This window comes from Terrabacter carboxydivorans (assembly GCF_039532035.1).
GTDB lineage: Bacteria > Actinomycetota > Actinomycetes > Actinomycetales > Dermatophilaceae > Terrabacter > Terrabacter carboxydivorans.
In genome coordinates, this window is record NZ_BAAARE010000002.1 from 257,496 (window position 1) to 282,660 (window position 25,165).

27 protein-coding genes are annotated in these 25,165 nt (G+C 73.9%); 12 read left to right on the forward strand and 15 right to left on the reverse strand.

Features of this window, described 5'->3' with window-relative positions; translation table 11 throughout:
- Positions 1-6: 6 nt before the first annotated feature.
- Positions 7-465, reverse strand: coding sequence for a hypothetical protein (locus ABD297_RS03125; RefSeq protein WP_344252868.1), 459 nt, complete (start codon positions 463-465; stop codon positions 7-9).
- Positions 465-1,772, reverse strand: coding sequence for a hypothetical protein (locus ABD297_RS03130; protein ID WP_344252869.1), 1,308 nt, complete (start codon positions 1,770-1,772; stop codon positions 465-467). The genes ABD297_RS03125 and ABD297_RS03130 overlap by 1 nt, the downstream gene beginning before the upstream one ends.
- A 121-nt stretch (positions 1,773-1,893) precedes the next feature.
- Here ABD297_RS03130 and ABD297_RS03135 point away from each other — a divergent pair, with 121 nt between their 5' ends.
- The 6 genes from ABD297_RS03135 to ABD297_RS03160 all read left to right on the forward strand — a co-directional run bounded on the left by ABD297_RS03135 (position 1,894) and on the right by ABD297_RS03160 (position 7,115).
- Entirely contained in the window at positions 1,894-2,709 is an 816-nt protein-coding gene (locus ABD297_RS03135; RefSeq protein WP_344252871.1) for a UbiA family prenyltransferase, read from the forward strand.
- A 118-nt stretch (positions 2,710-2,827) separates the two neighbouring features.
- Positions 2,828-3,898 (forward strand): type III polyketide synthase, encoded by a 1,071-nt coding sequence (locus ABD297_RS03140; RefSeq protein WP_344252873.1) that lies wholly within the window; start codon positions 2,828-2,830, stop codon positions 3,896-3,898.
- A gap of 8 nt (positions 3,899-3,906) precedes the next feature.
- Positions 3,907-4,458 (forward strand): isoprenylcysteine carboxyl methyltransferase family protein, encoded by a 552-nt coding sequence (locus ABD297_RS03145; RefSeq protein ID WP_344252875.1) that lies wholly within the window; start codon positions 3,907-3,909, stop codon positions 4,456-4,458.
- Positions 4,455-5,549, forward strand: a complete 1,095-nt coding sequence (locus ABD297_RS03150) for an NAD(P)/FAD-dependent oxidoreductase (RefSeq protein WP_344252877.1) — start codon at positions 4,455-4,457, stop codon at positions 5,547-5,549. The genes ABD297_RS03145 and ABD297_RS03150 overlap by 4 nt, the downstream gene beginning before the upstream one ends.
- Positions 5,546-6,217, forward strand: a complete 672-nt coding sequence (idi, locus tag ABD297_RS03155) for an isopentenyl-diphosphate Delta-isomerase (RefSeq protein ID WP_344252878.1) — start codon at positions 5,546-5,548, stop codon at positions 6,215-6,217. Before ABD297_RS03150 ends, idi begins: the two co-directional genes overlap by 4 nt.
- 199 nt (positions 6,218-6,416) lie before the next feature.
- Positions 6,417-7,115, forward strand: a complete 699-nt coding sequence (locus ABD297_RS03160) for a phosphodiesterase (protein WP_344252880.1) — start codon at positions 6,417-6,419, stop codon at positions 7,113-7,115.
- 226 nt (positions 7,116-7,341) lie between these two features.
- Here the strand turns inward: ABD297_RS03160 and ABD297_RS03165 are convergent, their stop codons facing one another.
- The 6 genes from ABD297_RS03165 to ABD297_RS03190 all read right to left on the reverse strand — a co-directional run bounded on the left by ABD297_RS03165 (position 7,342) and on the right by ABD297_RS03190 (position 11,152).
- A complete protein-coding gene (locus ABD297_RS03165; protein ID WP_344252882.1) occupies positions 7,342-7,899 on the reverse strand; it encodes a hypothetical protein in 558 nt (185 codons plus the stop codon).
- Positions 7,900-8,074: 175 nt separating this feature from the next.
- Positions 8,075-8,425 (reverse strand): YciI family protein, encoded by a 351-nt coding sequence (locus tag ABD297_RS03170; RefSeq protein WP_344252883.1) that lies wholly within the window; start codon positions 8,423-8,425, stop codon positions 8,075-8,077.
- 135 nt (positions 8,426-8,560) lie between these two features.
- Positions 8,561-9,289: a dienelactone hydrolase family protein gene (locus ABD297_RS03175; RefSeq protein WP_344252884.1), complete on the reverse strand. Its 729-nt coding sequence runs from the start codon at positions 9,287-9,289 to the stop codon at positions 8,561-8,563.
- Positions 9,290-9,411: 122 nt separating this feature from the next.
- Positions 9,412-9,882 (reverse strand): hypothetical protein, encoded by a 471-nt coding sequence (locus ABD297_RS03180; RefSeq protein WP_344252885.1) that lies wholly within the window; start codon positions 9,880-9,882, stop codon positions 9,412-9,414.
- 80 nt (positions 9,883-9,962) lie between these two features.
- Complete coding sequence (locus ABD297_RS03185) at positions 9,963-10,511, reverse strand: DoxX family membrane protein (protein ID WP_344252888.1); 549 nt, start codon at positions 10,509-10,511, stop codon at positions 9,963-9,965.
- A 275-nt stretch (positions 10,512-10,786) separates the two neighbouring features.
- Positions 10,787-11,152 (reverse strand): antitoxin, encoded by a 366-nt coding sequence (locus tag ABD297_RS03190; protein WP_344252890.1) that lies wholly within the window; start codon positions 11,150-11,152, stop codon positions 10,787-10,789.
- Between the two features lie 305 nt (positions 11,153-11,457).
- Between ABD297_RS03190 and ABD297_RS03195 the strand changes: the two genes are divergently transcribed.
- Positions 11,458-12,210, forward strand: a complete 753-nt coding sequence (locus ABD297_RS03195) for an SDR family NAD(P)-dependent oxidoreductase (RefSeq protein WP_344252892.1) — start codon at positions 11,458-11,460, stop codon at positions 12,208-12,210.
- 93 nt (positions 12,211-12,303) lie between these two features.
- On the opposite strand, the gene ABD297_RS03200 is transcribed toward ABD297_RS03195, so the two are convergent.
- The 3 genes from ABD297_RS03200 to ABD297_RS03210 all read right to left on the reverse strand — a co-directional run bounded on the left by ABD297_RS03200 (position 12,304) and on the right by ABD297_RS03210 (position 15,205).
- Complete coding sequence (locus tag ABD297_RS03200) at positions 12,304-13,335, reverse strand: NAD-dependent epimerase/dehydratase family protein (protein ID WP_344252894.1); 1,032 nt, start codon at positions 13,333-13,335, stop codon at positions 12,304-12,306.
- The gene (locus ABD297_RS03205) at positions 13,332-13,883 is read right to left on the reverse strand and encodes an SRPBCC family protein (RefSeq protein WP_344252896.1); all 552 of its coding nucleotides are present in this window, start codon (positions 13,881-13,883) and stop codon (positions 13,332-13,334) included. Before ABD297_RS03205 ends, ABD297_RS03200 begins: the two co-directional genes overlap by 4 nt.
- A gap of 137 nt (positions 13,884-14,020) precedes the next feature.
- Complete coding sequence (locus ABD297_RS03210; RefSeq protein WP_344252898.1) at positions 14,021-15,205, reverse strand: GNAT family N-acetyltransferase; 1,185 nt, start codon at positions 15,203-15,205, stop codon at positions 14,021-14,023.
- 414 nt (positions 15,206-15,619) lie between these two features.
- On the opposite strand from ABD297_RS03210, the gene ABD297_RS03215 reads away from it, so the two are divergent.
- From ABD297_RS03215 to ABD297_RS03225, 3 genes are read left to right on the forward strand one after another with little or no spacing between them, the layout of a single operon-like run.
- Positions 15,620-17,287, forward strand: coding sequence for a hypothetical protein (locus ABD297_RS03215; RefSeq protein WP_344252899.1), 1,668 nt, complete (start codon positions 15,620-15,622; stop codon positions 17,285-17,287).
- Positions 17,288-17,311: 24 nt separating this feature from the next.
- Positions 17,312-18,112: an inositol monophosphatase family protein gene (locus ABD297_RS03220; protein WP_344252900.1), complete on the forward strand. Its 801-nt coding sequence runs from the start codon at positions 17,312-17,314 to the stop codon at positions 18,110-18,112.
- A gap of 7 nt (positions 18,113-18,119) precedes the next feature.
- Positions 18,120-19,340: a benzoate/H(+) symporter BenE family transporter gene (locus ABD297_RS03225; RefSeq protein WP_344252902.1), complete on the forward strand. Its 1,221-nt coding sequence runs from the start codon at positions 18,120-18,122 to the stop codon at positions 19,338-19,340.
- A 90-nt stretch (positions 19,341-19,430) separates the two neighbouring features.
- Here ABD297_RS03225 and ABD297_RS03230 read toward each other — a convergent pair whose 3' ends face one another.
- Positions 19,431-20,063 (reverse strand): hemerythrin domain-containing protein, encoded by a 633-nt coding sequence (locus ABD297_RS03230; protein ID WP_344252904.1) that lies wholly within the window; start codon positions 20,061-20,063, stop codon positions 19,431-19,433.
- Positions 20,064-20,235: 172 nt separating this feature from the next.
- Here ABD297_RS03230 and ABD297_RS03235 point away from each other — a divergent pair, with 172 nt between their 5' ends.
- Together ABD297_RS03235 and ABD297_RS03240 are read left to right on the forward strand one after the other, a co-directional pair.
- The gene (locus tag ABD297_RS03235) at positions 20,236-21,657 is read left to right on the forward strand and encodes an esterase/lipase family protein (protein WP_344252905.1); all 1,422 of its coding nucleotides are present in this window, start codon (positions 20,236-20,238) and stop codon (positions 21,655-21,657) included.
- 162 nt (positions 21,658-21,819) lie between these two features.
- A complete protein-coding gene (locus ABD297_RS03240) occupies positions 21,820-22,227 on the forward strand; it encodes a VOC family protein (protein ID WP_344252907.1) in 408 nt (135 codons plus the stop codon).
- 4 nt (positions 22,228-22,231) lie between these two features.
- Here the strand turns inward: ABD297_RS03240 and ABD297_RS03245 are convergent, their stop codons facing one another.
- The 3 genes from ABD297_RS03245 to ABD297_RS03255 form a co-directional block, all read right to left on the reverse strand.
- Positions 22,232-23,014: an arylamine N-acetyltransferase family protein gene (locus ABD297_RS03245; protein WP_344252908.1), complete on the reverse strand. Its 783-nt coding sequence runs from the start codon at positions 23,012-23,014 to the stop codon at positions 22,232-22,234.
- Between the two features lie 33 nt (positions 23,015-23,047).
- A complete protein-coding gene (locus ABD297_RS03250; RefSeq protein ID WP_344252910.1) occupies positions 23,048-24,070 on the reverse strand; it encodes a Y-family DNA polymerase in 1,023 nt (340 codons plus the stop codon).
- A gap of 65 nt (positions 24,071-24,135) precedes the next feature.
- Positions 24,136-25,137, reverse strand: coding sequence for a patatin-like phospholipase family protein (locus ABD297_RS03255; protein ID WP_344252911.1), 1,002 nt, complete (start codon positions 25,135-25,137; stop codon positions 24,136-24,138).
- Between the last annotated feature and the right edge of the window lie 28 nt (positions 25,138-25,165).

Here is a 25,165-nt window from a genome sequence, read left to right on the forward strand (position 1 = left end):
AGGGGCCTACAGGTCGATGACGACGGGGCCGGTGGGGACGGGCCGCACGTGCGTGGACGTGCGGCCGCGCACCGTGACGGCGAAGACCTCGAGGCCGAGCACCGACCAGCTCCACTGCTGCTCGTAGGGGGTCGACACCTCGGTCGGCGGAGGTGGGGCGAGCTCGAGTCGCACGCACGAGTCGAGGGCGACGGGCCGCAGGTCGACCACCGACGCCGAGTCGATCTTCGACGTGGTGTCGACGGCCGAGGTCGAGTCCAGCTTGGCCGTCGAGTCGAGCTTGGAGGTGGTGTCGACGGTCGTCGTCACCGGCGCGAGCGCGACCTTCGAGTCGGTGTGCACCGTGTTGTCGCCGGCCAGGGTCAGCTTCATGTCGTCGAGACCGGCGAGCTGGCTCGTGACGTCGGCCGTGACGTCGCTGCCCACGCTGCCGCTCAGGGCGGTGTCGATCGAGTACGTGGCCATCAGTGCTCTCCTGCCTGGGCGGTGCGCGGTGGGTCGGGCGGTGTGTCGGGCGGTGTGTCGGGCGGTGTGTCGGGCGGTGTCACGAGAGGTGTCTCGGGGCTGACGAGGTAGGAGTGGTGGAAGCCGAGCCGGGGGTCGGCCCAGTCCGACAGGCCGGCGTCGATCTCGCCGAGCTCCGGCATGACGATGCGGTCGCGCAGCTCGAGCGACGGGTAGTCGTAGACGCTGATGTGGTTCTGCCCCCGGTTCGCGGTGAAGAGCAGCGTCTGGTCGGCCGAGAGCTGGCACGCGTAGATGCCGTCGATGAGCGAGCCACGGCTCACCCGGAACGACTCGGCGAAGAGGTTGGCGTTGCCGACGACGTTGGCCCGCATGAACGACTCCGCGAGCGTGTTGAGCGACTGCCGGGGGTAGGCCCACGACTCGAGGGCGCCCGGGTGCTCGTCGACGAGGCGGTGGTGGGTCATCGTCTCGAGGTCGACGAGGACGACGGTGTGGCTGCCCCCGGTGCAGAAGATGAGCTCGCTGTCCGAGATCGTCACGTCCGAGTTGATGTGGGCCGGCACGTCACGGTCGGCGACCCAGTGGCGCAGCACCTGGCCGTGCTCGGCGTCGATCTCGAACGCATACTGCCTCAGCCAGGCCATGCCCCAGTGCGCGTAGTCGGTCCGGTCGGCCGGGTGCACCCGGAAGGACACGGCGTAGAAGACGTCGAGGACGGGATGGCACACGACGTGCCAGCAGGTCGTCGGCAGCGTCACGGTGCGGACCTCCCCGGAGAGGGTGTCGAGGATGCCGACCTCGCGCGCCTCGCCGCGCGACGGGTGGTCCATGCCGCCGTAGACGACGTAGCGGCCCGACGCCGTCCGCTTCATGGCGTGCGGCACCTTGAGCCCGTGCGGGGCGAGGACCTCGGCCTTGGTGAGGCGGTTGACGTCGAAGCTCCACAGGTGCTCGCCGATCGCCGTGACGAACGTCGTGTCGTCGAGCCACACGAGGTGGGTGCTGCCCTTGATGGTCGTGTCGGGCACCTCGAAGCGCAGCGTCGAGACCCGGTCGACCTCCTCGAGGGTGGCGAGGTCGTAGAAGAGCAGGTGCTGGCCGGTGTTGCCCAGGAAGCCGATCCGCCGGCTCGGGTCGACGCTCGGGGCGTGGCCGCCGGACGCGCCGTGGAAGTAGCTGACCTTGTAGGAGTGGTCGCCGGTCACGGGGTCGTAGCGGAACAGGCACACGCCGGCCCGACCCTCGAGGCCGTTCAGACCGTTCCCGTCGAGGGCGACGTGGAACGCGTAGGGGTAGTCACGCATCGGCAGCCCCGACTGCTTCGGTTCCGCGGATCCGGCGCACGGTCGTCACGCCGACTCCTCAGGCTAGCGCCGGCCGCACGGGCCTGTCGGAAAACGGCGATTCGCGCCGTAGGCTCGGCGCGTGCCGGCCGGGCGAGGGAGAGCGACGCTGCAGGGTCTCGCGCTCGCCTGCCATCCCGGGCCCACCCTGGCGGTCACCGTCCTCACGGCCCTGCTTGCGGCGTCGGCCGGGCACACGCCGGCACGCGGGCTGCTCGTGACCGCAGCGGTGCTCACGGGTCAGCTGTCCATCGGCTGGAGCAACGACCTGCTCGACGCCGCGCGAGACCGGGCGGTCGGCCGTGCCGACAAGCCGATCGCGCGGGGCGCCGTGTCCGAGCGCACGGTGCGCGCCGCGACGGCGGTCGCGCTCGTCGCCACCACCGTCCTGTCGCTGGCGTGCGGCCCCGCCTCCGGCCTCGTCCACCTCCTGCTCGGGGTGGCGTCGGGGTGGGCCTACAACGTGTGGTTCAAGCGGTCGCTGCTCTCCCCGCTGCCGTATGCCGTCGCCTTCGCCGCGCTGCCCGCCGTCGTGACGCTCGCGCTGCCGGAGGCCGTCTGGCCGGCCGCGTGGGTCATGGTGACCGGAGCGTTCCTCGGGGTGGGCGCCCACCTGCTCAACGCCCTGCCGGACCTCGCCGACGACGAGGCCACCGGGGTGCACGGGCTGCCGCAGCGGCTGGGCGGCCGGACCGTGCGGCGGCTGGCGCCGGCCGTCCTGCTCGCCGGGACCGTGGTGGCGGCGTCCGGGCCCGGTCTCGACGCGCCGGGCGTCCTGCTCCTCGGGGTCTGCACGCTGCTGGCCGCGGTGGCGGTGCTGGCGCGGGGCCGGCTCCCGTTCGTGGCCGCGGTCGGCATCGCGCTCGTCAACGTCGTGGCCCTCGTCGTCCGCCGCTGAGGCGAGGGGGGAAGGCGAGCGGCGGAGGCGGGCGGCGGAGTGAGCGACCCCTGGCGGGCGGGCCGGGCTGTCCAGCCTCGGCACCTCGTTGCGTCACGGGCCACCTAGGGTGGGCAGGGTGAGCCACCTTGCGGCCGTCCGGGGAGTCCTCCCAGAGCACACGTACGCCCAGGCCGACGTCACGGCGGCCTTCGCCGACGTGCTCGGCTCGGTCGGGTCCGACCGGGCGCTGCTCGAGCGGTTCCATGCCAACGCCGGCGTCAGCCAGCGGCACCTCGCCCTCCCGCTGGAGCGCTACTGGGAGCTCGAGGACTTCGGCGCTGCCAACGACGAGTTCATCCGGGTCGCCACCGAGCTCGGGTCGCACGCCGTCACCAAGGCGCTCGCTGCCGCGGGTCTCACTCCGCGGGACGTCGATCTCGTCATGTCGACGACGATCACCGGGCTCGCGGTGCCGTCGATCGAGGCACGGGTCGCGGCCGAGATCGGGCTGCGCGACGACGTGAAGCGCATCCCCCTCGTCGGGCTCGGCTGCGTCGCCGGGGCCGCCGGCGTCGCACGGGTCCACGACTACCTCCTCGGCCACCCCGACGACGTCGCCGTGCTGCTCTCCGTCGAGCTGTGCAGCCTCACGGTCCAGCGTGACGACCGCTCGGTCGCCAACCTCGTGGCCAGCGGGCTCTTCGGTGACGGCGCCGCGGCCGTCGTCATGGTCGGTGCCCACCGGGCCGCCACGCTCGCCCCGGCCCAGCCGCACGTCGTCGCCACGCGCAGCCGTCTCTACCCCGAGACCGAGCGCGCCATGGGCTGGGACGTCGGTGCCACCGGGCTGCGCATCGTGCTCGGCGCCGAGGTGCCCGACCTCGTGCGCGAGAACGTCCGTGACGACGTCGACCGCTTCCTCGCCGACCAGGGCCTGACCCGCGCCGACATCGGCTGGTGGGTCGCCCACCCCGGCGGCCCCAAGGTGCTCGAGGCGATGGAGGAGGCGCTCGAGGTCGACCGCGAGGCGCTCGGGGTCACGTGGCGCTCGCTCGATCGCATCGGCAACCTCAGCTCGGCGTCGGTGCTGCACGTGCTCGCCGACACCCTCGCCGACCACACGCCCGAGCCCGGCTCGTGGGGCGTCCTCATGGCGATGGGCCCGGGCTTCTGCCTCGAGCTCGTGCTGCTGCGCGCGGCGGACTGAGGCCCCTGGTGCTCTCGCAGTGGCTCTTCACCGGTCTCGTCCTGCTCGTCGGGCTCGAGCGGCTCGCCGAGCTCGTCGTGTCGAAACGCCATGCGGCGTGGGCGTTCTCGCGCGGCGGGGTCGAGCGCGGCCAGTCGCACTACCCCGTCATGGTGGTGCTGCACACCGGCCTGCTCGTGGGCGCGGTCGCGGAGGTGTGGCTGGCCGACCGCCCCTTCGTGCCGGCGGTCGGCTGGCTCATGCTGGCGCTCGTCGTCGCGAGCCAGGGCCTGCGCTGGTGGTGCATCCGCACCCTCGGCAACCAGTGGAACACCCGCGTCATCGTCGTGCCCGGCCTGTCGCTGGTGCGCCGCGGCCCCTATGGCGTCATCCCGCACCCGAACTATGTCGCGGTCGTCGTCGAGGGCCTCGCCCTCCCGCTCGTGCACGACGCGTGGGTGACGGCGCTCGTCTTCACCGTCGCCAACGCCGCACTGCTGACCGTCCGCATCCGGGTCGAGAACGCCGCCCTGCGCGAGATCGCCTCTCCCGCAGGGTCGCCCACCGAGGCCGCCCCGTGAGTGCCGACATCATCGTCATCGGCGGAGGTCCTGTCGGACTCGCCACGGCGTTGTATGCCGCCCGCTCGGGTCTGTCTCCCGTCGTCCTCGAACCGCGGGCCGGGACGATCGACAAGGCGTGCGGCGAGGGGCTCATGCCCGGCGGCCTCCAGGCGCTCACCGGGCTCGGCGTCGACCCTCCCGGCCACGATCTGCGCGGCATCCGCTACCTCGCCCGGGGTCGCCACGCCGAGGCCGACTTCACGGCAGGCCCCGGTCGGGGTGTGCGACGCACCACCCTGCACGACGCGCTCACCGCAGCGGTCGCCGACGCGGGCATCGAGGTGCTGCCCTTCGGCGCGGCCGAGGTGACCCAGGACGACGACCGCGTCACCGTGCGCACCGACGGACCGGGCGGCTCCGGCCCGGCCCTCACGGCGCCCTGGGTCGTCGCGGCCGACGGCCTGCACTCGCCCACCCGTCGGGCCCTCGGCCTCGACCGCGACCACCGGGGCGGTAACGGCGACGCGCGCTCGGCGCAGGGGCGCCCGCCGCGCCGCTTCGGGCTGCGCCAGCACTACGGCATACGCCCGTGGGGTGACCACGTCGAGGTGCACTGGGCCGCCCACGGCGAGGCCTACGTGACACCAGTGGCCGATGATCTCGTCGGGGTGGCGGTGCTCAGCAGGCGGCGGATCCCCCTGTCGGAGAGTCTCGCCGAGTTCCCACAGCTGCGCGAGCGGCTCGACGGGGCCCCGGTCGTCACGTCGGTGCGCGGCGCCGGACCGCTGCGCCAGCGCACGACGCACCGCGTCGCCGGACGCGTCCTGCTCGCCGGCGACGCGAGCGGCTACGTCGACGCGCTGACCGGGGAAGGGATCTCGCTCGGGCTCGCCCACGCGCGGGCTGCCGTCACCGCGATCGGCCAGGGTGACCCGCAGTCCTACGAGCGGTCCTGGCGGGCGGCCACCCGGCGCTACTCCCTCCTGACCCACGCCCTCGTGCAGGTGAGCCGACCCGCGTGGACGCGCCGGCTGCTCGTGCCCGCGGCCGCCACCCTGCCCCCGGTCTTCCGTGGCGCGGTCAACGAGCTCGCGAGGCCCGGCCGATGACGCCCGAGCGCTCAGGCAGCCCCGTGGCGAGCGGCCCGAGGGCTGCCGGCGCGCACGAGGAGCTCGTCGTCCTCGTCTCCCCGGACGGCCGGGCGACCGGCACGGCGCCCAAGGCGACCGTGCACCACGCGGACACCCCGCTCCACCTCGCCTTCTCCGTCTACCTCTTCGACGACCGGGGCTCCCTGCTCGTGACGCAGCGCGCCCTGGCCAAGGCCACCTTCCCGGGTGTCTGGACCAACTCCGCCTGCGGGCACCCGGCGCCCGGTGAGCCGGTGGAGGGCGCGGTGCGGCGACGGGCGCGGGACGAGCTCGGGCTCGAGGTCCACGAGCTCCGGCTGGTGCTGCCGCGCTTCTCCTACCGGGCCGAGATGGACGGTGTCGTCGAGTGGGAGCTGTGCCCCGTGCTGACGGCTCGGGTGCCCGGGACCGAGCCCGAGCCCGCGGCCGACCCGTCCGAGGTCGAGCAGGCCCGGTGGGTGCCGTGGCAGGCCTTCGCCGCCGACGTGCTGTCCGGCCGCCGCGCGGTCTCGTCGTGGTGCCGCGACCAGGTGGCGCAGCTCGACGCGCTCGGCCCGGACCCGACGTCCTGGCCGGTCGCGGACCCGGCCGACCTGCCGGCCGCCATGACCACCGAGTCGAGTGAGCGCCCCGCCCCACTCGAGTGAGCGCCCCGCCCCACCGCCCCAGTCGAGTGAGCGCTCCGCCCCACGGCCCCAGTCGAGTGAGCGCTCCGCCCCACGGCCCCAGTCGAGTGAGCGCTCCGCCCCGCCGCCCCAGTCGAGTGAGCGCCCCGCCCCACGTCCCACGGGCGTCGGCGGCGCTCGGCCGGTGCTCGTTCGACCCGTGGATGGGTAGGTGGGAGGGGTGAACAGCACCTCCACGACCCCACCTGCAGCGGCGCCGCGCCTGCCCAGCCCGCCGGTCCGGGCTGCCGGCGTCGCGCTCGCCGCAGGACTCGGTCTCGTCGCCTGGGCGACGGGCCACAAGCCGCTCCACGCCGTCGGCCGCACGTGGGCGGCGGACCTGCGCATCGACGCTCCCAGGCCCGAGCTGAGAGTGCCGATCCTGCATGACCGAGGGGTCCACCCGTGCACGGTCCGGGTGTCGCGGGCGGTCGGCACGCCCGACGGCTGGTGGGACATCGGCGGTCTGGCCCTGCGCCTGCCCGGCGCCGGCGTCCTGGGCCGCCCTGCAGACCTCCTCTTCGCGACGACCGGCACCGGTCGGGTGTCCCGGCACCTGCTGCGTCCCGTGCGGCACGCGTCCGGACGCCCCCTGACCACCCTGCTGCCGACCCGCGCCGCGGGGCACACGTTGGCGCTGCTCGTGCGACCGGTCGGCGACGAGCCGGACCCGCAGGAGTTCGAGCTGGCCGTGGCCGTCGACCACGGCCCGTGGGACGTCGTCGGGCTGGTGCAGCTGCGCCAGGAGCGCTTCGACAGTGCGCTGCGCTTCGACCCCGTCGTCGACGAGCTCGAGGGCACCACGGCCCCGTCGTGGGTCGTGGCCGTGCGCGAGCCCGCCTACCGCTGGGCGCGGCGGTTGACCCGACGCACCGACTGACCCGACGCACCGACTGACCCGACGCACCGACTGACCCGACGCACCGACTGACCCGACGCACCGACTGACCCGACGCACCGACTGGCCCGACGCACCGACGCACCGACGATCCTGGCTCCCCGGCGCCGGACGCGACGACGCCCGTCTCACGCCACGAGCAGCCCTGGGGCACGCTGAGGGACGCTCCTGGACGACGGGCAGACTCCGCCGGGGAGGACGCGACGGCTCAGTCCTGCGACGGCCGCTCGCTGGCGCTGGACGCCCCGGTGCTGTCGGCACTGTCGGCATCGTCAGCGTTGTCGGCGCCTTCGAGGCTGTCGGCGCCCTCGGCGTCGGCCGAGGGGTCGAGCACCTGGTCGGCGATGGCCTCGAGCTCCCGGCCGTCGCAGCCGGCCGTGAGGGCCTCGTAGGTCGCGCCCCGAGCCGCGTCACGGGCGTCCGGGGTCAGGGCGGCGATGACCGCGGCGACGGCCCGCGCCTCGACGCACTCCGAGGTCAGCTGCAGCTCGTCGAGCGTCACCGTGCTCGGGGCGGACCCGAGCTTGCTCTCGCAGGCGGCGTCGAGCTCGCGCTCGAGCTCCCAGAGGTGGACGAGCTCGTCGATCTCGGGATAGCGCTCCAGGCCCTCCCGCGCAACGTCGAGGGCCTGTTGGTCGTGGACTCCCGCCACCGCGCAGGCGAGGCGAGCCACTCGGAAGGCGAACGTCCGGGCGCGCCCCGGTTCGGCGCCCGCGATTCGCGCGGCTAGGCCGGGCGCCACCGCCTCGACCTGGTGCAGCTCCACGGGCTCTCCTCAAGGTTCACGGTGTCGGGCTGCAACGGCAGCCTTGCTGGCCATACCCGTTGCGGCCCGAGCCCACCCGGCTGCCGGGCGCGTCGCCGGGACGGACGCGCCCGGACCGTCACGAACTCCACGATTCGCCCGACGTCCGCAGGCTGCGCGCCCGTGGTGGTGGGGGTCAGGCTCCCTGCAGGGCGCGCACCTCGACGGGTCCGTGGCACGCCGCGGACCCCTCCTGCGCCAGGGCGAGGGCCGCGTCGAGGTCGGCCGCCTCGATGATCCAGAAGCCGCCGAGCCACTCGCGGGCCTCGCTGAACGGACCGTCGGTGACGGCCCTCGTCGCACCGGCGGAGGCGTCGACGACCTTGGCCTCGGTGACGTCGGTCAGGCCGCCGGCGAGGACCCAGGCGCCCGAGGACTGCAGCTTGGTGTTGAAGGCGTCGACGGAGGCGTACATCTGCTGCATCTCGGTGTCGGACGGCATGGGGTCACCCTCGCGGTGGTGGACGGAGAGGAGGAACTGCGTCATGGGAGTGCTCCTGGTGTCAGGGGTGGTGGTCCCGGTGGTGGTGCCGGGCGGTCTCTGCCGGCTCAGGCCGGTCACCACTGCGTCGATCGACGTGGGACGGTCTCGACACGTGGGGTCGAGGAATCCGGCTCGCCCTCAGGAGACGGGCAGCCGCTCGCGGAGGAACTGCGTCGTCGTGGACCAGGCGAGGGCCCCGGAGGCGGGGTCGTGCCACGGCATGTCGTCGTTGTCGAAGGCGTGGTCGGCCCCGGCATACGTCTCGAAGACGGTCGCGGGCTGCTGGGTGACGGAGGCCTCGATGCGGCGCACGGTGTCGGTGTCGATGAAGGAGTCGGCGAGGCCGAAGTGGTGCAGGCTCGGCGCCGTCACCGTCAGGGTGTCGTGCAGACCGGGCAGCGCGGACCCGTAGTAGCTGACGAGGGCGTCGAGCGGGCCCCGGCCGGACGTGCCACCGGTGTCGCCCGACTCCAGGTGCGCGGCCACGGCGTAGCCGAGCCCACCGCCGAAGCAGAAGCCGACAGCACCGACACCGGCGGTGACCTCGTCGCGACCGCGCAGCCACTCGACCGTGGCGGCCGCGTCGGCGACGGCGGCATCCCAGTCGAGGCGCTGCACGAGGCCCATGCCCTGCTGGAGCGCGTCGTCGCCCTCGACGGGCGAGGTGACGCCGAGGCGCCAGAAGATCTCCGGGGCGACGACGACGTAGCCCATCTCGGCGAGCTGGGCGGCGCGCCGCTGGATGTAGTCGCTGACGCCGAAGATCTCCTGCAGAACGACGATGCCGGGTCCGTGTCCGCTCGGTGGGAGCCAGAGGTGGGCGGGGAGGTCGCCCGAGTCGGTCGGGATCGTCACGTGTTCGGTCATGCGGCCAGTATGTCGAGACGGCCGGGACCGCGGCCGCGTCAGGGCGGCGTGTCCCGGCCGTCTCGAGCCGATCGCGTATGCCGTGTGCCCGGGCGGGTGCCCCCCGTCCGGCCGGGTGCCCGTCAGCGTCGCGGACGCAGCTCGAGCAGGCGGGCGTCGTACATCCGGACCCGCTCGGCGAGGACGTCGTGCTCGCGCTCGTGGCTGCGCAGGACGCCGACGAGCGTGACGATCGTGACGACGGCCAGGACGCCGAGGGCGGCGAGCGTCACGACCCCGGACCGGGTCTCGGCGCGCCCGGTCGCGAGCACGAAGAGGGCGGCCGCGAACAGCAGGGCCACGACGGCGCCGAGCCCGCCGGTGCGCCGGGAGGCGGACCGGTCGACGGCGTCCAGCGACGCCCGGGCGACGTCCCGCTCCTCGCGGGCGACGCTGCGGCACAGGTAGGTGGCGGCGGGGAAGCGGTGTGGCTCGCCCCGGCGGCCCCGGACGTGCGGCCGGTAGTCGGTCGGCACGTCGACGAGGTGCGGGCGCGCGGCGGCGGCGGGCGGCGGTGTCGGCGTGGGCGCCGGGATCGTGGTCAGCGCGGTCATCTGCGGACTCCTGTCTGTCGACCGCTGGGTGCCCCTCGCCTTCAGGGTGCACCCAGCGGTCGTGCGGTGGTGGGGTTTCGTCAGTCGTCCGAGCCGGTGTGCAGCCGGGCGCCGAGGGCGTAGGCGGCGACGACGAGGGCCGACGCGGCGAGAACGATGTCCTTGAGGACGTACTGGCCCATCAGGGTCGGGCCGTGCGGGAAGAGCTCGGCGGTGAAGAGCGCCAGCGGCGACATGATCCCGATGAGGGCGCCGCCGAGGACGACGATGCCGACGCGCAGGAACCTGCCGGTGACGAGGGTCAGGCCGATGACGGTCTCGGTGACCGCGGTCAGCAGCACGGCCGAGTGCCCGGAGACGAGGCCGAAGGTGAGCCGGTCGAGCGTGGCGGAGGCGATGGCCTCGGCGGGGCTGAGGCCCGGCACGAACTTGATGATGCCGAAGCCGAGGAAGACGAGGCCGAGGCAGATGCGCAGCGTCTGGAGGCTGTGCGCGACGAGGAGCGCCTGGAGGCGGTCGACGGCGGCGGTGGCCAGGCGGGTGGCGCCGGCGCGCAGGCCGGCCGGCCCACCGGTGCGGGACGAGCGGCCGGTCTGCGGGTCGAGGTGGTCGATGGCGAGCTGGGACATGGTGGTTGCTCCTTGAGGTCGAACTGTCGAGACCTCAGAAGGAGCAGGGCCGCCGGAAGATACGCGTCGGCGGCCGGATGAGTCGACGTACCCAGCCCAAACGTCGACCTACGCGGGCAAATCCGGCATGAAGAGTGGGTGCATCAATTCGGTTGACAGCAAAGCGGATTCGCAAACTGCCCGAAATGCGTGGACTGGTGCGTCAGCCCCGGCCGGACACAGCCGTATGCCGCCGAGAGGGGGGCTCGGCGGCATACGGTCCTTGAGGTGCCGGCTCAGGTGGGGTTGCCGGCGGGGGAGTCCTCGTCGAAGGCACTGTGCTTGTCGTCGGGCACGACGGAGGCGGCCGGGGTGGGAGGAGCCGCCACGTCGTTCTGCTCCACGAGCTTGTCGATGCCCTTGTCGACCGAGGCTCGGACCTTGGTCACGGTGTCGGCGTGCTTGCCGCCGGTCTTCTCGTCGATCTTGGCCTCGGCCTTGTCGAGCGCGCCGTCGACCTTGCCCCGGTTCTCCTGGGCGTAGCCGGCGGCGGCGGACATGACGGTCTTGGCCATCTCCACGACGGCGTCGCCGAAGTCCTTCGCCTTCTCCTGAAGGTGGACCTCGTCGGCCTTGTGCTTCAGCTGCTCACCGAACGACACGGTGGTCTCCTCATCTCGCACTGGTCCCGACCCGCGTCGGGCTCACTGCTTCCACGGTCATACCCGGTGGGGCCTCGGCGCAACCGGGGTCGACCCGGAGATGGACCCCGGAATCGACCCCGAGCGACCCTGAGCGCCCGGCCCCGACGGGACACCTGCCCGGGATGTCCGCATTCGCGTGACGCGAGTGTCTGGTCCGTCACGTCGGTCGGAATGTGACCTGATGGACTGCGCCTGCGACGGGACAGGACGAGACTGGAGAGGCACGGAAGAGCCTGCCCCACAACTGAACTGGAGTGATCACCATGATGCGGCTCGAAGGACGAGTGGCGCTCGTGACGGGCGCGGCGAGCGGTATCGGCAAGGCCACGGCACGACGCCTCGCCGACGAGGGCGCGGCGGTCCTGCTGACCGACGTCAACGAGTCGCTGGGCGCCACGACGACCGACGAGCTCCGGGCCTCGGGGGCCAGGGTCGACTTCCTCCGGCACGACGTGACGAGCGAGGCGGACTGGGAGGCAGCGGTCGCCAGGGCGGTCGAGGAGTTCGGCTCCCTCGACGTCCTCGTCAACAACGCCGGCATGGGTGACCTCGCGCCCCTCGAGGACACGAGCCTCGCCGACTGGGAGCGCACCGTCGCCATCGACCAGACCGGTGTCTTCCTCGGCATGCGGACCGCCGCGGTGCACCTCAAGGCCTCGGGCCACGGTGCGGTCGTCAACATCAGCTCCATCTTCGGCACGAGCGGCGGCTTCGGCACCTCGCCCGCCTACCACGCCGCCAAGGGCGCGGTCCGGACCCTGACGAAGAACGTCGCGCTGCACTGGGCCACCGACGGGGTGCGGGTCAACTCGATCCACCCGGGCTTCATCGACACCCCGATCCTCGACAGCGCCCGCGGCACCCCGTTCGAGCAGGCCATGATCGACCTCACCCCGATGGGACGGCTGGGGCGCCCGGAGGAGGTCGCGGCGGGCGTCGCCTACCTCGTCAGCGACGACGCGGCCTTCGTCACCGGTCTCGAGCTCTACATCGACGGCGGCTACATCGCGCGCTGACCCGAGCGCCCAGCAGCAGCACCGGCGCCCACGAGCGCCCACGCCGGCCCCGGCGGTGTGACGGGGCCGGTCGGTGGGCAGGACCGCCTGCGGCTACCGGCCGCGGGCGGTCGACCACACCCAGTCGAGGACCGAGCGGTGGCGGGCCCACGCGGGGTCGCCGACCGACGGTGCCTGGGGGTCCCCGTCGACCGCGGCCCCGTCGGGGGCGCCGTCACCCGCCAGCGGCGTGGCGAGGGACCGGGACACGGCGTCGGCGACGCCGAGCCGCCCACCCGGAGGCTCCCCGAGCACGTCGGCGGCGTCGCGCTCACCGACCATGTCGTGGCCGAGGCTCGGGATGAGCGACTGCACCGTGCCGCTCGGCACGTCGACGAGGGCGCCGGCGACCCGGGCGACCGTCTCGACCGGCGCCAGCCACACGGGCAGCTGCACCCGGAGCAGGCGGGCGCGGGCGGCATACGTCCTCAGCAGGGAGACGTAGCTGAGCCGGTCGGGGCCGACGACGTCGAGGTGCCCGGTCACCTCGGGCCGCTCGAGGGCCTCGGCGAGGAACCAGACGGCGTCGGCGACGGCGACCGGCTGGATCACCGAGCCGCCCATCCACGCCGGGACGGTCTGCACGACGCCGAGCCGGGTGGACATCTGGCGCATCACCTCGAAGCTCGTCGACCCGGCCCCGACCACCATCGAGGCGCGCAGCGTCAGCACCGAGCAGTCGGCCGTCGCGAGGATCTCCTCGACCTCGAGCCGCGACAGCAGGTGGTCCGACAGCTCGTCGTCGGGCAGGTCGGGCACGATCCCCGAGAAGTAGACCAGCCGTGAGGCGCCCACGACGCCCGCGGCATACGCGACGTTGTCGGCCGCCTGGCGGTCGAGCCGCATGAAGTCCGCGTCGTCGAGCCCGTGCACGAGGTAGCAGATCGCGTCGACCCCGTGCAGGGACTCGAGGACGCGCTCCTCGTCCTGCACGTCGACGCGTCGCCACTCGACGTCGCCCGACCAGGGGTATGCCGTCGACGGGCTCCGATGGTGCGTGGCGACGACCTCGTGGCCGCGCCGCAGCAGCTCCGGCACGAGCCGCGACCCGACGTAGCCGCTCGCGCCGACGACGGCGACCCTCATCGCCGTTTGCGCTCGCGGCGGTCGCGCCGGAAGGAGCCGAACAGGTCGGTCGCGGAGCGCACCAGGTCGAGCGAGCCGTCGTCGTCGGCCTCGGCGTCGGCGACCGGACCCTTGACGGCCATGCAGGTGAGGAACCGCTCGATAAGCGGGTCGGAGGCGCGCTGGACGAGCCCGGTGCCGAAGTCCATCGGGAAGCCGAGGAAGACGAGGTCGGTGACGAGGTGGGCGCGGGTGCGCCCGGTGGACCCGACCGGGCGCAGCTTCAGCGTGATGTCGATCGTCGCCCGGCCGAGCCCGTGCCGCTCCTGCCCGGTGGCGGTGAGGCGCGCTCGGCCGCCGTCCTCGTCGCGCTCGACCATCGAGCCGGTGCCGTCGAAGTACATCGACAGCGGCCCGAGCTTGGCCTTGATCTCGCCGACGAAGTCGTCGCCGTCGACCTGGGTCACCTTGGCGCCGGGGAAGCAGCGGCCGATGCGGCGCAGGTCCATGAAGTTCGCCCACACCACGTCCTGCGGTGCGTCGAGCTCCTGCTCGTGGGCGAGTCTCATCGGGTGTCCTTCCGTCGGCCGCGCCGCCCGGGTCGTGACGGGCGGCGCTGTGGTCAACGGTGGCATACCCGGACCGGCCCCGACAGGGGCGCCCGGGCAGCCCCGGGCGGCCCAAGGCCGACCAGGAGCCGGCCCGGTCAGTCGGTCGCGCCGGGAGGCAGCAGCTCCCAGTGCAGCCCGTCGCCCCAGCCGCCGCCGGCCACGCGGTCGACCGCGTGCTCGCGGCCGAAGGGGACGAAACCGACCGAGCGCAGCACCGCGTTGCTCGCCTCGTTGTCGGCCGCGGTCTCACCGACGAGGCGGCGCACCCCGAGGCCACCCTCGGCGACCGGCGCCAGGGCGTGCGCGACGGCGAGCCGGGCCGCCTCCTTCGCGGCGCCGCGCCCGCGGGCGCTCGGGAAGAACTGGTAGCCGAGCTCGGCCGTGTCGCCGATGGGGCCGCCGCGGCTGAAGAGGGTGACGCTGCCGAGGGCGCGGTCGGTCTCGCGGTCCGCGACGCACCAGTCGACCGCCGTCCCCTCGGACATCCGCTCCTGCCGCGTCAGCAGCCAGGCCGCGAAGGTCTCCGGTCGCAGGATCGACCGTGGCGGCATCCAGTGCTCGGGGTCGTCGCGCGGCTCGATGGCCTCGACGTCGGCCAGGCGCCAGGGCCGCAGCTGCACGCGCTCGCCGGCGACGGGGGGCGGTGCGAGCCATGGCGTCCGGGCCGAGAGGGGGTCACCCGGGGCGATGCTGCCGGTCCACGTGTCGAGGGCGACCGGGCCGCCCTCCGGGTCCGGGTGGCCGCCGGGGATGGTGCCGTGGAAGGTGAAGCCCGCGGCCCACGCGGCCCGGCGCGAGCCCCAGTTGCCGACGACGGCGCGCCAGTGCACGCGGCCGACCGGGGCACCCCACACCGGTGTCGAGAAGGCGTGGCCGACGACGAGGCGCACCGCGCGGGACATCAGGCCTCGGCCGCGCGCGTCCGGGTGCAGCCCGAAGCCGAGCTCGCCGGCCGACGGCGCGGCGCCGGGACGCAGGTCGATCGTGCCGCCGTAGCGGGCGGCGCCCGTCTCGTCGGTCCACTCGATCGCCCAGGAGCGGGTGGCACGGGGGTCGGCCCAGGCCGCGAGGTTGTGCTCGACCCACCCCAGCGCGTCCTCGCGCGAGTAGGGGCGCGGCACGGTCGTCCAGCGCAGGCTCTCGGGGTCGTTGCTCTGCTCCGTGATGGCGTCGGCGTCGTCCACCGAGTGCGCCCGCAGGGTCACGACCCCGTCGGTCAGCACCGTGACGGGACCGGTGACGGTGGGGTGGTCGGTGGGCGGCGGGGAGGTGTCGGTCACGGCGTCAGCCTGCCAGCCGGCATACGCCCTCGTCACCGAGGTTTGAGCCCCGGGAGTGACGCCCGAGGTCCCGGGAGACGAGTCGGACCGGGAGCCGGCCGAGCCGGCTCCCGGTCCAAATGGCCCGCTTCCCCTCCACAGGCTGCGTACCGAGGCCTACCGTACCCAATGGGCCGTCAGGACGAACACGCGTTGCGTGCCCTCCTGACGCGCGCAACTCGGGGGAGGGCGCAGGCATGGCCACAGGGGTCGCCGGCCGGTGAAGGGGGTTGCGGTGGGGTCGCTGACAGGGGTCGCACGGACGTGCGGGCGCACCCGGGACACCGGCCTGCCCGATGACGGGACGGGAGCCTCCCCCTGGCCACGGCTCCCGTCCCCGAGCATCGGGCTCGACCGTCACCCTACGAAGGTCGGGTGCCGTGCCCGTCCCACGTTGCGCAGGTTCGCCCGGCGCGCAACAGCTTCGGCGCCGGGCGGGGGCGCGACGTGCTGAGCGAGGAGATGCAGTGGGTGCTGCGCAACGCCCGCCTCCACGCCGCCGACCCGGCGCTGCGCAGCGCCGCCGGCTTCGCCCAGGGTGCCGGACGGGCGGAGCCGGTGCACCGCGCGCAGGTCGGGCGGTGGGAGAGCGGCGGCGTCGAGGTGACGCGGGCGCTCGTGCGCCGCTACGAGTCGGTGCTCGATCTCCCGGAGGGGCTGCTGCTCAGCGCCATCGACTTCTTCTCCCGCTCGCGCCACCCGGTCCGGTCGGCCGCGACGCTGCCGCCGCGCACCCCGCCCGACGTCGACGCGACCCTGGCGCTGCTCGAGCGGGCGCTCGGCCACGAGCCGATGACGGGGCTGGACTGGGACCGGCTCTCGGACAACCTCGGCCGGATGCCGCACGCGATGGTCCGGGCCGCGGACTGGGAGCAGGTCTTCGGTCGGCTGCTCCAGGAGCTCAGCCTCGGGCTGCACCTCGACTACGCCCAGCGCGCCGAGGCCCTCGCGCGCCTCGCCGGGCACCCGCGCAGCGGAGCCGTCGTCGCCGCCCTGGCCGCGGACGTCGTGGGCCGGCCCGACGCGCAGTTCTACAACGACACCCTGAGCCTGCTGCAGTTCACCCGCGACCCGCAGGCCCTCGCCGTCCTCTTCGGGCAGCTACGCGAGCCGACCAACCCGAGCTCGCTCCGGGCCTGCCTCATCGTGCTCACCACCCTGGTGCGCGGGGCCCGGCTCGACCCCGAGACCCGGCTCGAGGCCGTCCGCCTCGCCGTGCGGCACCTGCGCGACCCCGACCAGCCCTACCTCGTCCACCGCGGCGCGGCCAACCTCGTGCGCACCCTCGGGCCGGCCGGCAGCAACCGCGTCGCGACCGTCCTGACGGCCGAGGACCGCCGCGCCGCCGCCTCGATCATCCGCGACGGCCGCGCCATCACCGCGCAGGCGATCCGAGAGGCGAGCCAGCGCATCCGGTCGGTGCTCGAGACGGGCGAGGGCCGGGCCGCAGCGGGCGAGCCGATCCTCGGGGAGCTGCTCCAGACGGCGCTCGGCGAGACCAACGAGGAGGACCGCTCCAACGCCCTGTGCATCCTCATGCTCTCGCCGCAGGCCTCGATCATCGGTACCGTGCACGCCGCCGCGTTCGCCGAGGCCATGGCGAGGCACGACCACGTCGCCGCCCACGAGAGCGCCACGGTCCTGACCTGGATGGGGCAGGTCGAGGACCTCGACCTCTTCGAGCGGGTCGCGCTCTCGCCGGCCACGCCGCCGACCGTCGCGATGGAGGCCGGCTACGTCGTCGGCAACACCCTCGAGGGCCGCGGCCGCCGCCGTGACGAGCGCGAGGTGGCCTTCGCGCGGCGCATCGCCGAGGTCGTCGCGGGTGGCGCCCACGACCCGGAGCTCCAGGCAGAGCTCCAGGCGGAGCTGCTGCGCGGCCTCGTCTACGTCCTCGGCATGCGGGGGCGCCGCGACCTGCTGACCGCGCTGCGCGACGCGCTGCCGGCGCCGGGGCCCGACCCGCGGGCCATGCCCGAGATCGCGCGCGGCGTGCTCGGCTGGTGGCTCGCCGTGCCGGAGCACCTGCGCCCGGAGCGCTGAGCCGGTGTCGCTAGGTTGGAGCCCGTGCAGACGGACGAGGTGCTGAGCCTCCTGAAGGACGTGGCCGAGCAGGTCATCAACCCCCGGTTCCGGGCGCTCGCCGACGGCGAGATCCACGAGAAGCGACCGGGTGACCTCGTGACCGACGCCGACCGCGAGGCCGAGGTGCTCATCACCGCCGCCCTCGTCGCCGCCTACCCCGACGCCGTCGTGCTCGGCGAGGAGACGTTCGCCGGCGACCCGGCCCTCATGGACCGCTACGCCGTCGCCGAGCACGCCTTCACGGTCGACCCGGTGGACGGCACGAAGAACTTCGTGCACGGCTCCAAGGACCACGCCGTCATGGTGAGCGAGACCGTGGCCGGTGAGGCCGTGCGCGCCTGGATCTGGCAGCCGCAGCACGAGGTCGGCTACGTCGCCGAGCGTGGCAGCGGCACCTGGCGCCACGACGCCGACGGGACCGTGCGCCTGACGGTGCCGGACCGCGCCGACGCGCACCTGCGGGGCCGCACGTCGCGCCGCGCCTGGATCGGCCAGTCGCTCGCCGGGCTCGAGCCGATGACCCTGACGTGGGTGTCGTGCGGCATCGACTACCCCAAGCTCGTCGAGGGGGAGGCCGACTACATCCTCTACGCGTCCGCCGCGCCCTGGGACCACGTGCCCGGCTCGCTCCTGCTCACCGAGGCCGGCGGGCTGCTCGGCACGACCGAGGGCGTCGCGTACTCACCCCGCGACACCGCGCCCCCGGGCCTGGTCGCCGCCGGCAGCCCCACGGCATACGACCACGTATGCCGTGCGCTCGCCTCGAGCGCCCACCTGCCCTGAGGTCCCGGTGACCTCACGTCCCGGCTCGGCGGGCTCGAGCGGCTCGGCGGGTTCGACGGCGCACGCGGTGCTCGCGGGCGTCGTGTGCGGGCTCGTCGGCTTCACGAGCTCCTTCGCCGTCGTGCTGACGGGACTGCGCGCGGTGGGGGCCGACCCGGCCCAGGCGGCCTCGGGCCTGCTCGTGCTGTGCGTGACGATGGGCCTCGGCTGCGTGCTGTTCTCGTGGCGGTTGCGCATGCCGATCACCATGGCGTGGTCGACGCCGGGGGCGGCGCTCCTCGCGGCGGCGACGGTGCCGGCCGGTGGGTTCGCCTCTGCCGTGGGCGCCTTCGTGGTCTGCGGGCTGCTGCTCGCGCTGTGCGGGCTCGTGCGCCCGCTCGAGCGGCTCGTCGAGCGCATCCCGGCGCCGCTCGCGAGCGCCATGCTCGCCGGGGTGCTGCTGACCTTGTGCGTCGCTCCGTTCCGGGCGGTCGTCGCGTCACCCGCGGCGATCGCTCCGGTCATGGTGACGTGGCTCGTCCTCGTCGCGGTCGCCCGTCGGTGGGCGGTGCTCGGTGCGCTCGGGGCGGCCCTCGTCGTCATGGGCGTTCAGGGCGTCTTCGGCCGGCTCGACCTCGGCGCGGCCGCCCCGTCGCTCGTCCTCGTGACGCCGACCTGGGACGCCACCACGCTCGTGGCTGTGGCGGTCCCGCTCTTCGTCGTCACGATGACGAGCCAGAACATCCCGGGCATGGCGGTGCTCGCGTCGTTCGGCTACCGCCCCGGCATCAAGGCCCCGCTGCTCTACACCGGCGGCGCGACGGCGGTCGGCGCCCTCGGCGGCGCGCACGCGATCAACCTCGCCGCCATCTCCGCGGCGCTCGCCGCCGGCCCCGAGGCGCACCCGGACCGCAACCGTCGCTGGGTCGCCGGCGTCTCGTGCGGGTTCACCTACCTCGCGTTCGGACCACTGGCCGGGATCGTCACGGCCGCAGCGCGATCCGCGCCGCCGGGGCTGATCGAGACGATCGCCGGACTGGCCCTCCTCGGCACCTTCGCGGCGGCTGCCGCGGCGGCGCTCGGGGACGCGTCGTCGCGGGAGGCAGGCGCGGTCACCCTCGTCGTCGCGGCCTCGGGCGTGACGATCGCCGGGATCGGTGCGGCGTTCTGGGGCCTCGTCGCGGGGGTCCTCGTCCTCGTCGCCCTCCGCCTCGACCACCGACGCCGCGAGCGGGGCTCCACGGCCTGACGGCGCTGTCGACGACGTGACGTGCACCTGTCGTCGGCCCGTGCCGAACGGTCCGCACGGGGTGACAGGAGGTGCACGTCGTCCGTTCGGCTACTCCTCCGAGGCGCCGGCGGAGGCCTTCTTCGACTTCGCCGCCCGGGCGGGAGCGGTCTTGGCGGCCTTGCGTGCCCGGGTGGCAGCCTTCTTGGCGGTGGCCGAGGCCTTGCTCGTCTTCTTCGCCGCGACGTAGGCCTTGAGGTCCTTGTCCTTCGGGGTGATCCCCTCGGCGCCGCGCATCGCTTCGTAGCGCAGGAACTGGAGCGCGATCTCGTGGCGCAGCTCGAGGCTGGCCCGCTGCCGGAAGTCGGCGAGGTCCTGGCGCTCCTCCTCGCCCATGTGGTCGCTGTTGTGGACGTTGGCGTCGACGACGGCCGTCCACCACGCGTCCGAGCCGGTGCGGCAGCGTCCCACCTTCCGCACGGACGTGCGGATCTCGTTGTGGTCCTTGACGGCGTCCTGGACCTCCTCGTCGACGGACTCGGCGTCGGCGCCGCCCGTGCCGATGCGCAGCAGCTCCGGGTAGAAGTAGAGCTCCTCGGCCTCGGCGTGGGTCTCGAGGAGGATCTCGAGCCGCTTCCAGATCGCGGCCAGGCCCTCGTGGTCGTCCCGCGGCCACTCCTCGAGCTGGGCGAACATCCGCCGCTGCTCGTCGTGCTGGCGGAGGATGACGTCGGTGATGTCCACGGTGGGCCTTTCTGTCGTCCGGAGGCTTCCGGATCCACTGTGCCGCATCCATACCCGATGTATGCGTAGGGCCGTGCCCCACCCGCGGGCTTCCCCGTTTCGCGTATCACCGCGGGCCGGTGGTGCCACCGTTGGTCGGGAGAGTTCACCGACGCGCGGATGGTGGTTCGGCATGACGAGCAACGACCTGGTCGTGGTGCTTCCCGGCATCACCGGCAGCACCCTCGGAGTCCGCGGCGACGACGGCTCGCCCGCCAGTGACCACCTCATCTGGGCCCCGAGCGCGGGAGCCGTCTGGAAGCTGCTCACCGGCGGCCAGTCCATCCTCCGCAAGGCGCTGCCCGAGGGCATCGGCGACGCGCACCCGGACGACGGCGTCGAACCGGTCGGGCTCATGCCCGACGTGCACGTGCTGCCGGGCATCTGGACGCCGATCCGCGGCTACGACGTGCTCGTCAGCGCCCTGGAGCAGCAGGGCTACCACCAGGGGAGCGCCGGCCGGCCCGCGACGCTCATCCCGTTCGCCTACGACTGGCGCCTGTCCAACCGCTACAACGGCGAGCGGCTGGGGTCCGTCGTCGAGCCGGCGCTGGAGCAGCTGCGCGCGCAGGGAGGGGCGTATGCCGACGCCCGCCTCGTCTTCGTCTGCCACTCCATGGGGGGCCTCGTCGCCCGCTGGTACATCGAGAAGTGCGGGGGCGCCGAGGTGACGCGCAAGCTCATCACCCTCGGCACGCCGTGGCGCGGGGCGACGGACGCGCTCGAACAGCTCGTCAACGGCGTCAAGAAGGGGATCGGGCCGCTCTCGGTCGACCTGACGGCCTTCTCCCGGAGCATGCCCTCGCTCTTCCAGCTGCTCCCGGAGTTCGCGTGCATCGCCGACGCCGGCGGCTGGGCCAAGACGACGGAGGTCTCGGTGCCCAACGTCAGCACCGCCATGGTCGCCGACGCCATGGCCTTCCACACCGACCTGCAGGCAGCGGAGGCGGCGCGACCGGAGAGCCACACGATGACGCACATGGTCGTCGGCATCCGCCAGCCGAGCCAGACGACGGTGACCTTCCAGGACGGCCGGGCGGTCACGTCGACGACGTTCGGCTCCGACGACGACTACGGCGACGGGACGGTGCCACTCACCGGCGCGGTCGGGCTGGGCGAGACGCTCGACACCAACCTCGCCGTCCGGGTCCCCGAGCAGCACACCAACCTCCAGTGCAACCAGTTCGTCCTCGACCAGGTGCAGGAGATCCTCTCGGCGCAGCCGGTCCGCCGGCGCGAGATCACCGACACGAGCCTGCGCGCCGTGGTGCCCGACCTCGTCACGGCAGGCCACCCGCTCGAGGTGGCCTTCGACCTCGAGTCCGACGACGCCGGCGCCGACCCGCCGCACAAGGCCGTGACGGTGACGGTGCGCGACGCCAAGGGCAAGGTGCTCGCCACCGCCGAGCCGAAGCTGCGGGCCGGCCATGGACGCGCGAGCTTCGCCGACATGCCGGCCGGGACGCACACGGTCACCCTCGGCGGGAGCGGCCCGGCCTCGACCGTGCGACCCGTGACGTCGACGACCCTCGTCTGGCCCCAGCCGGCCCGCTGAGTCGGCCCGGCGTCCACCGCGCCGCGGACGTCGCCCTCGTGACCGTGCGCCACATCGCGCGCCTGATCGCGCGTCCGCTGCGCCATGGCGACACCTCTTGCGCGATCTCCCGCGCGATCAGGCGCGCGACGTGGTGTCTGCGGATGGTGGTTGGGTCGAAGCATGACCACTGATACCTCTGCACCGAAGATCGGCTGGGACTGCGTCGCGCTCGACTGCGCCGACGCGGCCGGCGTCGCGCAGTTCTACGCCGGCCTGCTCGGCGGCACTGTCGTCGCGGATCCCGGCGGCGACTGGTTCGACGTGCGGTGGGACGGACCCCGCATCGCCACCCAGGTCGCGCCCGGCCAGGAGTCGCCGGACTGGCCGCGGGGACAGCAGCAGGCGCACCTCGACTTCGTCGTGGCCGACATCGCGGCCGCGCACGAGCGGGTGCTCGCCCTCGGCGGGACGGCCCTCGACCCGGTCGACCCGCCGCAGCCCGCCCCCGAGCGCGGCTTCCGCGTCTACGCCGACCCGGCCGGCCACCCCTTCTGCCTCTGCCGGCCCACGAAGGACGCGTGGGGCTGAGGCCTCACTGCAGCACGAGGCCGAAGTGCTCCGCCAGGGCTGCCGTCACGGCGTCCTCGCCGCCCTGGTGCTCCTCGTGCCGTCGCCCGTGCGTCGTCGTGATGAGCCGGTCGCCGCTCAGCGTGACCCGTCCGGTGGGGGTCAGGCGCGACGCCACCCTCGACCGGGTGAAGTGGCTGTCGGGCGAGGTCTGCTGCCAGACGTTGCGCGCCTCGAAGTCGGCCAGCGGGTGCGGGGTCGGCGAGAAGACGTACTGCGCGTGCCACTCGCCCCCGGCGCGGCGCTCGCGGTAGTGCCAGTCCTCGCCGTCGCGCGCCAGCCCGACGTCCTTGCCGGGCTCGGCGCGCTGCTCCCCGTCGAGCAGCCGCAGTGGCTCGATGAACGCGTCGCCGAAGCCGACGTCGGCGAGCACCGGTCCGTCGAGGTGGCCGCCCGACACGACGAGCGCGAGGTGGTCGAAGTCGGCGGTGAGGCTGCCCTCCGCGGTGGCCACCCGCGCCGAGACGAGGTCGACGGCATACCCGAGGCTGCGCAGCAGCAGCGCGAAGAGGCCGTTCAGCTCATAGCAGTAGCCGCCGCGGCGAGAGCGGACCACCTTGTCCAGCAGGGCATCCCGCTCGAGCAGGATCGGCCGGCCGAGCGAGATGTCGAGGTTCTCGAAGGGCACCGAGAGCAGGTGGGCCCGGTGCAGCGACGCGAGAGCCGTGGCCGTCGGCGCCTCGGGGGCGGCGGCGCCGACGCGCGCGAGGTAGGCGGCCGTCTCGGCAGCCGTGAGGTGTGGGGTCACCCGACCATGCTGCGACCTCGAGCCGACTCGAGGTCAAGCGGGCGCGGGCAGGGGGAGTGTGACGCCGACCATCGTGACGCCGCGCCCGTCCCTGTCGTATGCCGTCCGCTCCAGCAGGTGCCCGGCCGCGGTCCGCAGCTCGGCGGGGTCGAGGGTCGGGACCTCGAGCGGTCCGCGCTCGAGCACCTGGGCGCCGTCGTCGTAGCGGACGAGCACCTCGAGCCGGCTCGGGAGCCGCGCCGGCCCGTCCAGCCCGAGCACCCGCTCCACGGCCCGCTCGACGCACCCGTCGAGGACGGCGACGACCTTGGACCGGGTCCGGGTGGCGGAGAAGGACCGGCTCGCGCTCACCGACCGGCGCGGTCCCGGCAGGCGGATCGTCGCGTCGTCGGTGCCCTGCGCGATGGCCACGAGGCGCCGCGCCATCGCCGTGGTGACGATGGTCTTGAGGTCGTCCTCGTCGAGGCCGTGCAGGTCCGAGACGACGAAGAGGCCTGCGGCGTGGAGCTTGGCGTAGGTCGTGGGGCCGACGCCCCACAGCTCGTCGAGGCGCAGCCGTGGTCGCACCCGGGCCTCTAGCTCGGCGTCGACGACGACGAGCCCGTCCGGTTTGGCGCGGCGGCTCGCGAGCTTGGCCATGAGCTTGGTGCGGCCGACGCCCACCGACACGGGCAGCCCCACCTCGTCGCGGACCGCGGCGCGCAGGGCGACGGCCAGCCCGTGCGGGTCACCGCGGTCGCGGCCGGTGACGTCGAGGAACGCCTCCTCGACCGAGCCGGGCTCCACGAGCGGCGTGAACCGGTGGAAGATCTCGAAGAGCCGCGCCGACGCCTCCTCGTAGGCCTCGGGCCGGTAGCCGGTCACGAGCACCTGCGGCCAGCGGCGCGTGACCTGGCGGAGCGGCATACCGGCGTGGATGCCGAGGGCGCGGGCCTCGTAGGACGGGCACGCGACGACCTCGTGGGCCACGACCATCGGCCGCCCGCGCAGCGACGGGTCGTCCCGCTGCTCGACCGAGGCGAAGAAGGCGTCGGCGTCGGCGTGCAGGAGGACCACGACCCCAGTCTCCGCCCGCCCACCGACAGCCCCTACCGACAGCCCACCACCGACATCCAGCGAGCTCAGTAGCCGGCGTGGTCCAGGGCCTCGGTCGTCAGGAGGCGGCCGAGCTCGATCATCTCCGCGGCCCGGTGGAAGTCGAGGGTGCGCACGGCGTTGGAGGGCACCGTGACGAGCACGTCGGGCGGGTTGCTCGCCATCCGGTAGCGCGAGATGAGCGCCGACATCGTGTCGAACGACATGTTGAGCAGGTCGACGAGCCCCACGTCGGCGTGCCGGGTGACGAGGGCCTCGGTCGGGGTCTGCGGCACCTCCTCGACCGCCGAGGGGGGCAGCGTCGCGTCGGTCTCGACGTCACGGGGGTGACTGCCGAAGCGGCTCGTGATGGCCCGCACCCGCTCCGAGTCGAGCACCTCGGTGGCGCTGCGGCGCAGCCGGGTCGTCCACTCCTCGCGGGGGCGGGGCTCGGACGACTCCTTGACCGGGGTCGTCGGCCCTCCGGCCGCGCGCATGCCCGACAGCGACACGGCGATGGTCAGGTCGGCGGAGGCGGCCGCCGTCGGCTCGATCGGGATCGGGTTGATGAGGCCGCCGTCGACGAGCACCCGCCCGTTGATGACGGCCGGGGTGATGACGCCCGGGATCGCGATGGAGGCCCGGATCGCGTGCTCGACGGGTCCGCGCTGGAACCACACCTCGCGCCTTGCGTTGATGTCGGTCGCGACCGCCGTGTAGGGGATCGGCAGGTCCTCGATGGTCGCGCCCTCGAGGATCTCGCCGACCTTGCCGATGATGCGCTCGGCGCGGATCGCGCCCCCGGCCGTGGTCAGGCTGAGGTCGAGCAGGCGCCACACCTCGCGCTGGGTGAGGCTGCGGGCCCACTCGGTGTAGGCCTCGAGCTTGCCTGCCGCGGCGACACCGCCGACGAGCGCGCCCATCGACGTGCCCGCGATCGACACGACCTCGAACCCCCGCTCGGCGAGCACCTCGAGCGCCCCGATGTGGGCGTAGCCCCGGGCCCCACCGGAGCCGAGCACGACGGCCGCACGAATCCCCTCTGCCACATCTCGACGATAGCCCGCGGACCGGCGC